Source organism: Romboutsia sp. BSD2780061687b_171204_C1 (assembly GCF_015560225.1).
GTDB classification, from domain to species: Bacteria; Bacillota; Clostridia; order Peptostreptococcales; family Peptostreptococcaceae; genus Romboutsia_C; species Romboutsia_C hominis.
This window is the reverse complement of the sequence record NZ_JADMRK010000001.1, coordinates 341,330-353,501: the sequence shown is the minus strand read 5'-3', so window position 1 is coordinate 353,501 and position 12,172 is coordinate 341,330. Positions and strand designations below refer to the sequence as shown.

The following is a 12,172-nucleotide window of genomic DNA, read 5'->3' as shown; positions in this document are numbered from 1 at the left end:
TCTAGTTTTTATTTAGATAACTTTTATAATTTAAATACTAGTTGCTTACCATTATCTATATAATTTTTATTACCATTTTCTATTTTTTCTTTAAGCTTATTTATATCACATTCATCATTTATAACTATACAATTTTTATTATCTATAATCTCTACATTTCGCTTAATATTTATACAAGATAAAATCCTATTTTGATTTATGCAAAAATTAATGGTATGATTTGTACCAGAATTTTCATTTGTCTCACATACTATTAAAGCATTGCTTAATCCACTTTGAAGTCTATTCCTTCTTATAAAATTGCTTTTATGTATATTACTTCCTAATGGATATTCGCTTACTAAGCACCCTTTATTATCTACTATATCATTTGCTAACTTTACATTACTTTTAGGATATATATTATCTAAAGGACATGGTAAAACCGCTACTGTACTTCCAAATGCATCTAAGCAACCTTTATGTGCTTGTTCATCACAACCTTTAGCTAGTCCACTTATAATACTATATCCATCTTTCCCTAGTAAATAGGCCATATTGTAAGATGACTTTAGCCCTTTTACACTAGCTTTTCTACTTCCTATTATAGCTATTGATTTATTATTTGTCATAGCACTATAATTTCCTTTATAAAAAAGTAATAATGGTCTATCATTTATATGTCTTAACTTTTCAGGATAGCTACTTTCTAGTATGCTTACAATTTTTATATTTTGTTTTATACAAGATTCTTTAATTTTATATGTTTTATTAATAGCTATTTTTATATCATCTAACGTATATATTCGTTTTGTTTTACCTTTCAAATTTGCCTCTTCCAGTAAATGTAAAATCTCTTTTTCATTATGTTTTGTACTTTTGCTAATATGTAGTATGTATTCTATTGTTTTATTTCCTATGTATTTTAAATTAAGCAGCGTAAGAATTAAATCATTCATATCTTTCTCCTGATTTATCGTTTTAATTAGTTTAACCAATCTAAATAGTAATTTTTGCTTTTCAGCAAATTTTTTTGCATAGTTGCTTATTTTTTTGCAATAACGCGTTTTATATTTTTATAATTTTTTTAATTTTTAGATAATTTTCTAATTAATTACATATATAATACTTTTTTATTTATTATCATATACATCTGGCATATTATTTGCTTTATTTAATTGTAATCATATTTTTATTTACTTCTAGTGAAAATTATAAATTTCTAAGGGGGACTTTTATTTTATGAGTAAAAGAGAAAAAAAGCAAGCTACCTTAGTTGATGCATTAATACCAATTGTATGTTTAGCTTTATTTCTAGGTATATCTATATTTAAATACGGAGCTTCTCCTCATGTTCCTTTAATCGGTGGAGCTATAGTCGCTGGCTTAGTAGCTGTTTACAGACTTGGATTTGAGTGGAGCGAATTAGAGGAAAGCATGTTTTCTTCTATAAAAATGGCCATGCAGGCTATTCTTATCATAATGATAATAGGTGTGCTTATTGGAACTTGGATAATTAGTGGTGTTGTTCCATCTATGATTTATTGGGGATTAAAAATCTTATCTCCAGGAATATTCTTAGCAGCTACTACTATTATCTGTGGTATAGTTTCTTTAGCTACTGGTTCATCATGGAGTACTATGGGAACTGTTGGAGTTGCTCTTTTAGGTATTGGGCAAGGTCTTCAAATTCCAGCACCTATAGTTGCAGGAGCAATAATATCAGGTGCTTATTTTGGAGATAAACTTTCTCCTCTATCAGATACAACAAACTTAGCTCCTGCTATGGCTGGTGCTACTTTATTTGAACATATAAATTATATGCTTTATTCAACTATACCTTCTCTTTTAATATGCCTTGTACTTTACAGTATAATAGGTATGAGATATGGAGGACAAGAATTAGACATGTCTAATATTAATTTAATAAGAGATACTTTGGCTAGTTCATTTAATACTCTATCACCTATATTATTTATACCTCCAATAGTGGTTATTGGTCTGGTAATATTTAAAGTTCCTGCTATACCTGGGCTTATATTTGGTGCTATTTTAGGATTTGTATTTGCTATAGTATTTCAAGGTGCATCAGTTGGAGATATAATAAGTGCAGCTCATACTGGTTTTGTTTCTAATACTGGTGTTGCAGAAGTTGATGAATTATTATCTAAAGGCGGATTAATGAATATGATGAGTACTGTTTCTTTAACAATATCTGCTCTAGCTTTAGGTGGAATACTTGAAAAAACTGGTATGTTAGAGGCTTTAGCTTCAGCTTTACTTAAATTTGCAAAAGGTACATTTGGAGTTGTTTTTTCAACTATGGTTACATGTGTAATGACTAATACAGTAGCTGGTGAACAGTATTTATCTATAGTTATACCTGGAAGAATGTTTAAAGATGAATACGCAAAAAGAGGTCTTCATCCTAAAATGCTATCAAGAGCGCTTGAAGATAGTGGGACTATGAGTTCTGCCTTAGTTCCTTGGAATACATGTGGAGCTTACATCTATGGTACATTAGGAGTTAGTACTTTTGCCTATCTTCCATATGCATTCTTAAACTTAATAAATCCTATTGTTTCACTATTTTTGATAGCAATTAAATTTAAAATAGCTACAATCCCTAAAAAAGAAGTAAATAAATAAAATACTAAAAAATAAAAGCATCCATATGGATGCTTTTATCTATATATATCAGAAAATTCTATATTACACATTTCAATCTTACTATTTTCTGATATAAATTTCTTTATATTTGTTTTGCTTTTTACTAACTTGCTTGGTAAATAAAATTCAAACTTACTACCTTTTCCTACCTCACTTTTTACACTTATATCTCCGCCATGAAGATTTACTAAAGATTTAACTAGTGATAAACCTATTCCACTACCTTCATAACTACTTGCTATATTACTCTTTACCTGTGTAAATCTTTCAAATATACTTTGTAATTTATTACTATCTATACCTTCTCCATTATCACAAACAGATATATACACTCTATCTCCTTTGCTTTCTACATTCACATAAATACATCCATTAATACTTGTATGTTTAATAGAATTAGATAATAAATTTAAAAGTATTCTTTCTATTTTTTCTGGATCAAATGCAAGTATCATTTCCTCACAGTTTGTATCAAATACCAAATCAATTTGTTTATTTTTAGCATAAGGAGTTACAGATAAACTTATCTCTTCTACTACATTTACTATATTATAGTTTCCAAGCTCTAATTCATAATATCCTGCATCTATTTTTGTTATATCTATGATATTATTTACCAATCTTAGTATCCTATATAGGTTTTGCTTAAATAATTTAATATAATTTTCTAAATCTATCTTATCATTAAATTTTATATTTTCTTTTACTATATTAATATCTATTAACTGTATTATTCCAAGCATAATATTAAGCGGTGTCTTAAATTCATGGGATATATTTGCGAAAAATTCATTTTTCATTGACTCTAAATATATATTTTGCTCTAATTTTTGCCTAGCTTCTACATCTTCTTTTTCTTTATCTATATCTCTTACAGAAAATGCTATGATATCTCTTTCTTTTATATATTTTAAGTGCCATCTCAGCCATTTATAGCTATTATCTTTACATATCATTTTATTTTCTATTACCTTTACATTTCCATCCTTTAAACTTAAGATATTTAAAAATTCTTCTTTATGATCATCATATATTTTATCTATTATACTAGTTGATGTTAATTCTTCTTCATTAAATCCTGTTATTTTATTACATTCTTTTGTAAAAAGTTTAATGTAAGCATTTCTATCTATAGCTCCTATTACATCTGCAGATATACTTAAGAATACCTCCAAATCCTTTTTTATAAATTCTACTTTTTTTATTTCATCTATAAAGTTAATTATAGTACCTTCTAAATCTATATTTTCTAAGATTTTATATATATCGCTGTCTTTTTTTATTTCATCTAAAATAGCACTCATATCATATATTAATTTCTCTGAATTTTTAAACTCCCTTTTTCTATTGTTATCTATATTAATTACCATATTATCTATATTATTGTCAGTTATATCTCTTACTAATATATATGTACCATTATCTTTCGTTTTAGTTATATTAGTGCTTAATTCAAATTCTCCATTTGATGTATTTAGTTTTATACCTATATCGAAGTAGTTTTTAAACTCTAATTTTTCTATTTTTACTTTACTACTTATATCTATGTTTAAGGAATTAATGTCTTTTTCATTTATATACTCTAATAACTTATTGTTACAAAATATTATATTAAAATCTTTATCTAATATAAATATACTATCACTCAAATTATTAAAAAACTCTTTCATTCTTATCTCCCCCAAATATAACCCTTAATAAGTATTCTACACTTTTAGGCAATTTCCTTGAATTGTATTACCTTTTTAGAGTTTAATTTATAATAAAAAAGAAGATACTTTTAAAAGCATCTTCTTTTTTTATATTATATAACATCCATAAATTTTTTAGTTTGACCATATATATCATCATATTTTAATATCTCTGATACTATTGCATATCCATCTATATTTTCATTTTTTAAAGCAGATATATTAGATAGATTTATACCACCAATACATACTATTGGTATATCTATATTTTCTTTTATACTTCTTAATTCTTCTATACTCACATGTTTTGCATCCAATTTAGTAGTTGTAGTAAACATTGATCCTACACCTATATAATCTGCACCATCATTTTTTGCCTTAAGTGATAATTCTAGATTTTGAGTAGATACCCCAATTATCTTATCATTCCCTATTAAATGTCTAACTTCACTACATGGTATATCACTTTGTCCTATATGAACACCGTCTGCACCTACTAACATTGCTATATCTACTCTATCATTTATTATAAAAATTGCATTATATTTTTTTGTAAGTTCTCTTAATTTATAAGCTTTTTCTAAAAATTCTTTTCCTGATGCTTTTTTCTCTCTTAATTGAACTGTTTTTACGCCTGCTTTTAATGCTTCTTCTATAGACTCATAAAAATCTCTACCTTTTAAAATATCTGAGTCTGTAACTAAATATAATTTTAATTTTTCTCTCATCTTTATCTCCTATATTAATTTTTTAGTATTTATTGGCTAATTGATATATTTAAAACCTTACTAAACCTCTTTATAGGTATAAATAATATTAATATGCTAGTTAATAATCCTTCTACACCTGCACTTGATATATTATATACACATGAATATACTATAGGATTCATTCCTTTAGGTGCATATTGTGCAAAATATAATACTCCTGATATTATATACATTAAAACACTAAGGCTAGTTGCTAATATGCATCCTGCAAATATATTAAGTTTTTTATCTCTTCCAAATATTCCTGCTAACCCTAGTACCATCATTGGAAGTATATAATCTAATAAAAACTGAGCTGGATGTATTATTGTTGGTCCACTTATTAACTTTATTAAAGCAAAAACTAAACCTGCAGTTATCCCAACTTCTTTACCGTAAAGTATAGCAAGTAGCATTGTAGGTAACATTGAAAATAAAGTTATTCCCCCGCCTTGAGGATATTTTATAAATTGAATCATAGAAAGTATATAAGACATTGCTGAAAACATACCGATTAGTACTATTTCTTTTGTGCTTAATTTTCTATTTTTCATATCTTTTAGATACAAGCAAAACCATCCTATACTAACGATTAATATAACTATTCCTAATATATTATTTAAACTAGACATAAGTCTCCCTCCTTAGTTTCTTTATAGGCCATATTCCAAAATTCTAATTCATGTAAACTTGATTTTATAAATATTTCTTTTAAGTTTTCTCTTTCTTCATTACTTATATCTCTACATAAATAGTTAACATAATCTAACCACTCCCTTAGATTCTCGTCAAATTTTCCTTCAGAGTACATATCTATCCATTCTTTGTAGTAATTTCCTTCTAATGTCTCTTTGTAATTATCTAGTAGATAGTGTCCTATATAATTATAGCTCCAGTTACAAGGCATTGTAGAGATTACAATTTCTCTTAAATTTCCTTTTAAGGCTATAGCTTGCATATAACTAGTATAATTATCTGTTGTTATTTCATATTTACATGTTTCTGCTATTTTTGGTGGTACTCCTAATTTGTTCATATAACTAACATGTACTGCTGTTTCATATTCTATCGATGCACTTATGGCTCTACTGAAAAAGTTCATTTCCTCTATAGTCTTTGACTTTATTAAGCACATTGCAAATACTTTACCAAATTCTTTAAGGTATAAATAATCTTGTACTAAATAATTTTTAAATTTCTCTTTAGGTAAAGTACCTTCTCCTAGTTCTTTTATAAATGGATGTTCTAAGTATTCTTGCCATATATTTTTAACTTCTTCAAATAAATAATCTGTAAATTTCATTATATAACCTCAACCTTTCCAAATTTATTTAGCTTTTCTTCATCTAGGTCATATATATTATTCATAAGCTCAACTTTGAAGTCTCCTATAGATATATTTTCTTTATCAGCTAGCTGTCCGCATAAACTCATCGTCATTATCCCCATAGAGATAGCCTCTAAAGTTTTATCACTACTCCCAAGATATGATCCCATTAAGCTAGCACACATACACCCTGTACCAGTTATATACTTTAACTTAGGTGTTCCATTATATATTTTAATTATTCTATTTCCATCAGTTACACTATCTACTTTTCCAGTTGCACAAACTACACATTCTAATTTGTTAGCAATCTTTTTTATAGCCTCATCAATATTTTTGTCATCATCAAAAGAGTCAACACCCTTGCCTTTAACATCAAATCCACCTATATATTTAATCTCAGCTACATTTCCTTTTATTGCAGTAAATCTTACTTCATTTAATAATCTTTTTACAAAATTTGCCCTAGTTTTTGTAGCAAATACCCCTACTGGGTCAAGTACAACAGGTTTATTGTACTTATTGGCCATTTTACCTGCTTGTAAAAATAATTCTAAGTTAGAAGATTTCATAGTACCTATATTTATAACCACTGCACTTGCTACCTGAACAATCTCTTCTACTTCTTCATATGAAAAACTCATTAAAGGACTCGCTCCTAGTGCCAATGTTATATTAGCACAATCATTTATAGTTACTTCATTAGTATAATGAAGTACTAATGGATTAATTTCTTTAACTTTATTTATTAAACTATACATATTCTCTACCCCAATACTATATTTTCTTATTTTCTATTTCATAGAAATGATGAACAGGTCCTACTCCACTTCCTATATCAAAACTATATCTTATTGCGTTTGTTATATACTCCTTACTTCTTTTTACGCTTTCACATATATCATATCCTAATGCTAAGTGTGCAGCTATTGCTGAAGATAGTGTACATCCTGTTCCATGCGTATTTTTTCTATATAGCCTTTCACTCTTATATACTTTAAATATATCTTTGCCTATAAGTATATCTACAGCATCACCGTCTAAGTGTCCCCCCTTCATAAGTACAAACTTCGGACCTAATTCTAATATTTTTTGACCTGCTAATTTCATATCCTCAACATTGTCTATTTTAATACCTGTTATTTCTTCTGCTTCTGGTGTATTTGGTGTTATTATGTAGGCCATTGGTATAAGATACTCTATCATACTTTGCTTAGCTTCTGGCTTAAGTAGTGAATATCCACTCTTTGATATCATTACCGGATCAATAACTAGATTTTCTGGTTTGTATTTATCTAGAGTTTTTGCTATTTCTTTTATTATTTCTTCACTAGATACCATACCTATTTTTAAAGATTTTGGACGTATATCATCAAATACAACTTCTATTTGTTTTTTAATTATCTCTTTGCTTAAATCTTCTACCATGAATACACCTTTAGTATTTTGGGCTGTTATAGCTGTTATAACACTCATCCCATAAGTTCCTATTGCACTAAATGTTTTTAAATCAGCTTGTACACCTGCTCCACCAGACGAGTCTGAACCTGCTATTGTCAGTGTAGGTATTTTGTAGTTTTTCATATGATCTTCTCCCTTTTATTTATTAAATATTTAATTTGCTAAAGCTTGTTATCTCCTCAATTAACTTCAATATCATATATTTTTGCAATTAAAAAGCTATACCCCAACATTGGAATATAGCCTTAATTTCTAATTTAATATATAATATAATAATATATTATCAAGCTTTCCTACGCTGGTATTATCCAGATCAGGTACAAGGGTTAACGTTTCGTCTCTCAGCCTTTCGGCACCCCTAGCAAATATTTTATTTTATACTTATAGTATATTTCTATAATCTAAATAAATCAACTTTAATTATAATTTATAAAATCTTCTGTATATTTATAAATACTAACATTTATTTAATACCCATTAATATATAAAACTAACATTAATATTTTATATTAATAAATAATATTATTAGTATTAATTATAACTATATGATATTATTTATTAATACGGAAAATATAAATAAAAAGTTTACTTCGTTTAAGCGATATTCAGGATAACTATTTCTATGTCGCAACGATATAACGTTCACTAATGCTTTAAGCAACGTGTTGGCAAACTATTTCGGTCAAATCCGTTGCTCAAATTATAAAGATATTAAGAGGTAATATATAATGAATTTTGAAGAACTTGGAATTAGTAAAGATTTAGTAAATGTACTAAAAAATAGGGGAATTAACTCTCCTACACCTATACAAAAAGAAAGTATTGGATTTATAAAGTCTGGAAAAGATGTTATAGCAGAAGCTCAAACTGGTACGGGAAAAACTCTAGCATTTTTACTTCCTATATTTGAAAATATTAATCCAAACGCTAATTATGTTCAAGCACTTATATTGTCACCAACAAGAGAGCTAGCTATTCAAATAACTGAACAAGCCATTGAACTTTCAAAAGGTAAGAATATAAATGTATTATCAGCTTATGGTGGAAAAGATATAGCAGGTCAATTAAAAAAGTTAAAGGGAAATATACACCTTATAGTAGCTACACCAGGAAGACTTTTAGATCACTTAGATAGAAAAACTGTAAATCTTAGTAAGTTAAAAACTTTTGTACTAGATGAAGCTGACCAAATGTTATTTATGGGATTTAAAAATGAAGTTGAAGCTATATTAAAGGAAGTTCCTAAAAAGCGTCAAACATTGTGTTTCTCCGCTACTATGAACTCACAAGTTAAAAAATTAGCTTATAGATATATGACTGATCCTGTTGTTGTATCTATAGAAAAAGAAGAAATAACACTTGAAAATATAAATCAAGAAGTTGTAGAAACTACAGATAGAAGAAAACAAGATGCACTATGTTCTGTACTTGATAAAGATAATCCTTTTTTAGCTATAATCTTCTGTAGAACCAAAAGAAGAGCAGATGCTTTAGATGAAGCACTTTGTCAAAGAGGGTATAATTGTGCTAAACTTCACAGCGACATCCCTCAATCAAAACGTGAAAGAATTATGAAATCTTTTAGAAATGCAGATATACAATATCTTATAGCTACTGATGTTGCATCTAGAGGTATTGATGTTACTGGTGTTACTCATGTATATAACTATGATATACCAGAAACTTCAGAAGACTACATACATCGTATTGGTAGAACTGGTAGAGCTGGTGAAAAAGGTTATACTTGTCTATTTGTTGCCCCAAAAGATGAAAGATATTTAGAGCAAATTGAAAATGCTATTCAATATACTATCCCAAGAAGAGAAATAGATAATAACTAATAGTAATGTTAATAAAAATACCTAAAGGAATTATTCCTTTAGGTATTTTTATTTTCTATATCAATATTCTCTAATTCTTCTTTAGTCAATATCTTCTTTCTAGATATAAGCATATTGCACTCCATGCAATAATAATTAATAGTACCTCATCCATCTAGTACATCTAATTTAGATTTACAGTATGGGCAATAATAATCCTTGTTCATATTGTCACTTCCTTAATGTTTATTATGATTATTATTTTACTAGTCATGGAAATGCTATTCAATATTTATTTGTTAAATAATTACCATTATTTATAACTATAAACCAGACTCCTTAAACTTATCATTCATAAATTCAGTTATATTATGGAAAGTTTTCTTAAATATGACTAATGATATAAATATTACAAAGAATATTGCTAACATAGATAAATCATAATATACAGCACTCATGCTAGGTCCTGCTATAGCTTCTCTAAATCCATCTATAGCATAAGTAAATGGCCAATATGGTTGTAATATTTCAAATATCTTAGGGTTAGTTTGTATAGGATATATCCCTCCAGAACCTGCTATTTGGAAGACCATAATAACTATAGCTATAGCTTTACCTAAGTTCCCAAATAAAGAAACTAATGTAAATATAATTGTAGTAAATAGTATAGAAGATACTATAGTAAATAAATACATTAAAGGTATACTAACAGGCTTATCAAATATAAATATATTACCTGTTGCAATTATTAAAGACTGTATTAATGATACTGTCATAAATGTAAGCATTTTACCAAAATGTTTTTGAACTAAATTAGTTTTTTCTCCCGCTAATTCTTCACACTCTGTTGTAAGTAGTGATGTAGATAAAAGTGCTCCTACCCATATTGCAAGTACTGAGTAAAATGGCATTAAAGCGACTCCAAATATACCTGCCTTATATAACTCTTCTGTCTTAACATTAACAGGTGATGATATAAAAGATGCTATCTCTTTTGAATTTTTATCTAATATTGAAATTAACTTGTCTAAATTTTTATCTGTTAATATCTTAGTTTTTTCTACTAACTTATCTAAATCATCTTCAAACTTATTAAGTTCTTTTGATATATTACCTGCTTGTTTTACAAAAACATCACTACTTGATATTCCATAAGTAGAAAGTGCATCTATTTGAGGTATTATAACATTTATACTTTCTAATATGTTGTTTATATCAGAAGAGCTAGAAATCATAGCATCTCCTACACTATCTAAAACATTAGATACATCAGAAGTAAATATAGTATTTGTTAAATTTAACTTATTGTTAAATGAATTTTCTAATCCTGATAAAGAATTAAGTTGTTCATCTATTTGTTCTTTAGTTCCACCACTTTCAATTACTGATTTTAACTCACTTAATTTATCTTTTTCTGAAGAAAGTATAGTTTTTAAAGTATTAAGTGAATCTATTATATTTTGTGTCTTAGAACTTTCATGTTTGCTATTTATATTTTCAAGATCACTTATAACTTTATCTATCGTATTTTCCATAGTTGATATCAATTTTAATACCGACTCTATCGTATTTTCTACATTTTCAATTGAAGAACCATCATTTATATTTTTTAAATTATCAATTTCATTTTGTAATTTAGTATTTATATTATTTATAGTATTCATATTATTATTCATATTTTCTGATGCATTATTCACACTATCCTTTGTAGCTAATACTAAATTTTTGCTATTTTTTACTACATCTTGAAGACTATTTATTTCTTTTTTTATCTGAGGAAGATTTCCCTTTGTATTATTTAAATACTTTTTAAGTGTATTTGCATGAGAATTTGCTTCTTTTACATAATTATTTATTTTCTCTAAATTATTATATGTACTATCTAAAGCATTTTTTAATTCTATTATCTGCGGTTTATTGTCTTCTAACTTAACTCCTAATGTTGATAAAAATGAAAAAGCTTCTTTATTTAAAGTATCAACAAAATTAGCTTTTATTTCTTCTACTAACTTATTTTTAGCAACATCTGTTATTTTAGTAGCTATTGCATTAACTTTTTCATTAGCCTTATATATAATATTTGGCTTTTGAGGGTCTTTCGTTGTAAGTGTTGACAAATCTTTAGAAAAATCAGGTGGTATTTCAATTAATGCATAAAATTTTCCTTCATTTAACTGATAATTTCCTTGCCACTCATCTACAAACTGCCACCCTATGTCTTTATTCTTTTTAAGCTCTTTAACTATTTCATCACCTACATTTATAAACTTTCCATCAACGGAAGTTCCCTCATCTTGATTTACTATAGCTACTGGAATATTTCCCGTGTTTGAATAAGGATTCCAGCAAGCCTCTATATTAACCCACGCATATAACGATGGTATCAAACAAAGCCCTCCGATTATTATAAAGGCTGACTTAATAGTTAATATATTTTTTAAATCTCTTAAATAAATTTCAAAAATCTTTTTCATA

The 12,172-nt window shown here is 27.2% G+C and carries 10 protein-coding genes and 1 riboswitch; of the genes, 2 read left to right on the top strand and 8 right to left on the bottom strand.

Annotation, left to right across the window (positions count from 1 at the left end):
• Positions 1–23: 23 nt before the first annotated feature.
• Entirely contained in the window at positions 24–938 is a 915-nt protein-coding gene (locus I2H23_RS01775) for a DNA-processing protein DprA (RefSeq protein ID WP_166505062.1), read from the bottom strand.
• Between the two features lie 283 nt (positions 939–1,221).
• Between I2H23_RS01775 and nhaC the strand changes: the two genes are divergently transcribed.
• Positions 1,222–2,628, top strand: coding sequence for a Na+/H+ antiporter NhaC (gene nhaC, locus I2H23_RS01770; protein ID WP_092926719.1), 1,407 nt, complete (start codon positions 1,222–1,224; stop codon positions 2,626–2,628).
• Between the two features lie 35 nt (positions 2,629–2,663).
• Here nhaC and I2H23_RS01765 read toward each other — a convergent pair whose 3' ends face one another.
• From I2H23_RS01765 to thiD, 6 genes are all read right to left on the bottom strand, one after another.
• Positions 2,664–4,319 (bottom strand): sensor histidine kinase, encoded by a 1,656-nt coding sequence (locus I2H23_RS01765; RefSeq protein ID WP_166505061.1) that lies wholly within the window; start codon positions 4,317–4,319, stop codon positions 2,664–2,666.
• 134 nt (positions 4,320–4,453) lie between these two features.
• Positions 4,454–5,068, bottom strand: coding sequence for a thiamine phosphate synthase (gene thiE / locus I2H23_RS01760; protein ID WP_092926723.1), 615 nt, complete (start codon positions 5,066–5,068; stop codon positions 4,454–4,456).
• A 29-nt stretch (positions 5,069–5,097) separates the two neighbouring features.
• On the bottom strand, positions 5,098–5,721 hold the full coding sequence (gene thiT, locus I2H23_RS01755) for an energy-coupled thiamine transporter ThiT (protein WP_092926725.1): 624 nt from the start codon (positions 5,719–5,721) through the stop codon (positions 5,098–5,100).
• On the bottom strand, positions 5,709–6,392 hold the full coding sequence (tenA, locus tag I2H23_RS01750) for a thiaminase II (protein ID WP_166505059.1): 684 nt from the start codon (positions 6,390–6,392) through the stop codon (positions 5,709–5,711). Before tenA ends, thiT begins: the two co-directional genes overlap by 13 nt.
• Entirely contained in the window at positions 6,392–7,177 is a 786-nt protein-coding gene (gene thiM / locus I2H23_RS01745; protein WP_195236924.1) for a hydroxyethylthiazole kinase, read from the bottom strand. Before thiM ends, tenA begins: the two co-directional genes overlap by 1 nt.
• 16 nt (positions 7,178–7,193) lie before the next feature.
• On the bottom strand, positions 7,194–8,000 hold the full coding sequence (gene thiD / locus I2H23_RS01740) for a bifunctional hydroxymethylpyrimidine kinase/phosphomethylpyrimidine kinase (RefSeq protein ID WP_092926731.1): 807 nt from the start codon (positions 7,998–8,000) through the stop codon (positions 7,194–7,196).
• 150 nt (positions 8,001–8,150) lie between these two features.
• Positions 8,151–8,247, bottom strand: a riboswitch (TPP riboswitch).
• Between the two features lie 358 nt (positions 8,248–8,605).
• Here thiD and I2H23_RS01735 point away from each other — a divergent pair.
• Entirely contained in the window at positions 8,606–9,718 is a 1,113-nt protein-coding gene (locus I2H23_RS01735; protein WP_195580921.1) for a DEAD/DEAH box helicase, read from the top strand.
• A 302-nt stretch (positions 9,719–10,020) separates the two neighbouring features.
• On the opposite strand, the gene I2H23_RS01730 is transcribed toward I2H23_RS01735, so the two are convergent.
• On the bottom strand, positions 10,021–12,171 hold the full coding sequence (locus I2H23_RS01730; protein WP_195580920.1) for a YhgE/Pip domain-containing protein: 2,151 nt from the start codon (positions 12,169–12,171) through the stop codon (positions 10,021–10,023).
• Between the last annotated feature and the right edge of the window lies 1 nt (position 12,172).

Bases quoted from the DNA above. Each gene is read 5' to 3' on its own strand.
- thiE (WP_092926723.1), bottom strand. From the start codon at position 5,068: ATGAGAGAAAAATTAAAATTATATTTAGTTACAGACTCAGATATTTTA.
- tenA (WP_166505059.1), bottom strand. From the start codon at position 6,392: ATGAAATTTACAGATTATTTATTTGAAGAAGTTAAAAATATATGGCAA.
- thiD (WP_092926731.1), bottom strand. From the start codon at position 8,000: ATGAAAAACTACAAAATACCTACACTGACAATAGCAGGTTCAGACTCG.
- thiM (WP_195236924.1), bottom strand. From the start codon at position 7,177: ATGTATAGTTTAATAAATAAAGTTAAAGAAATTAATCCATTAGTACTT.
- thiT (WP_092926725.1), bottom strand. From the start codon at position 5,721: ATGTCTAGTTTAAATAATATATTAGGAATAGTTATATTAATCGTTAGT.
- I2H23_RS01765 (WP_166505061.1), bottom strand. From the start codon at position 4,319: ATGAAAGAGTTTTTTAATAATTTGAGTGATAGTATATTTATATTAGAT.
- nhaC (WP_092926719.1), top strand. From the start codon at position 1,222: ATGAGTAAAAGAGAAAAAAAGCAAGCTACCTTAGTTGATGCATTAATA.
- I2H23_RS01735 (WP_195580921.1), top strand. From the start codon at position 8,606: ATGAATTTTGAAGAACTTGGAATTAGTAAAGATTTAGTAAATGTACTA.
- I2H23_RS01775 (WP_166505062.1), bottom strand. From the start codon at position 938: ATGAATGATTTAATTCTTACGCTGCTTAATTTAAAATACATAGGAAAT.
- I2H23_RS01730 (WP_195580920.1), bottom strand. From the start codon at position 12,171: ATGAAAAAGATTTTTGAAATTTATTTAAGAGATTTAAAAAATATATTA.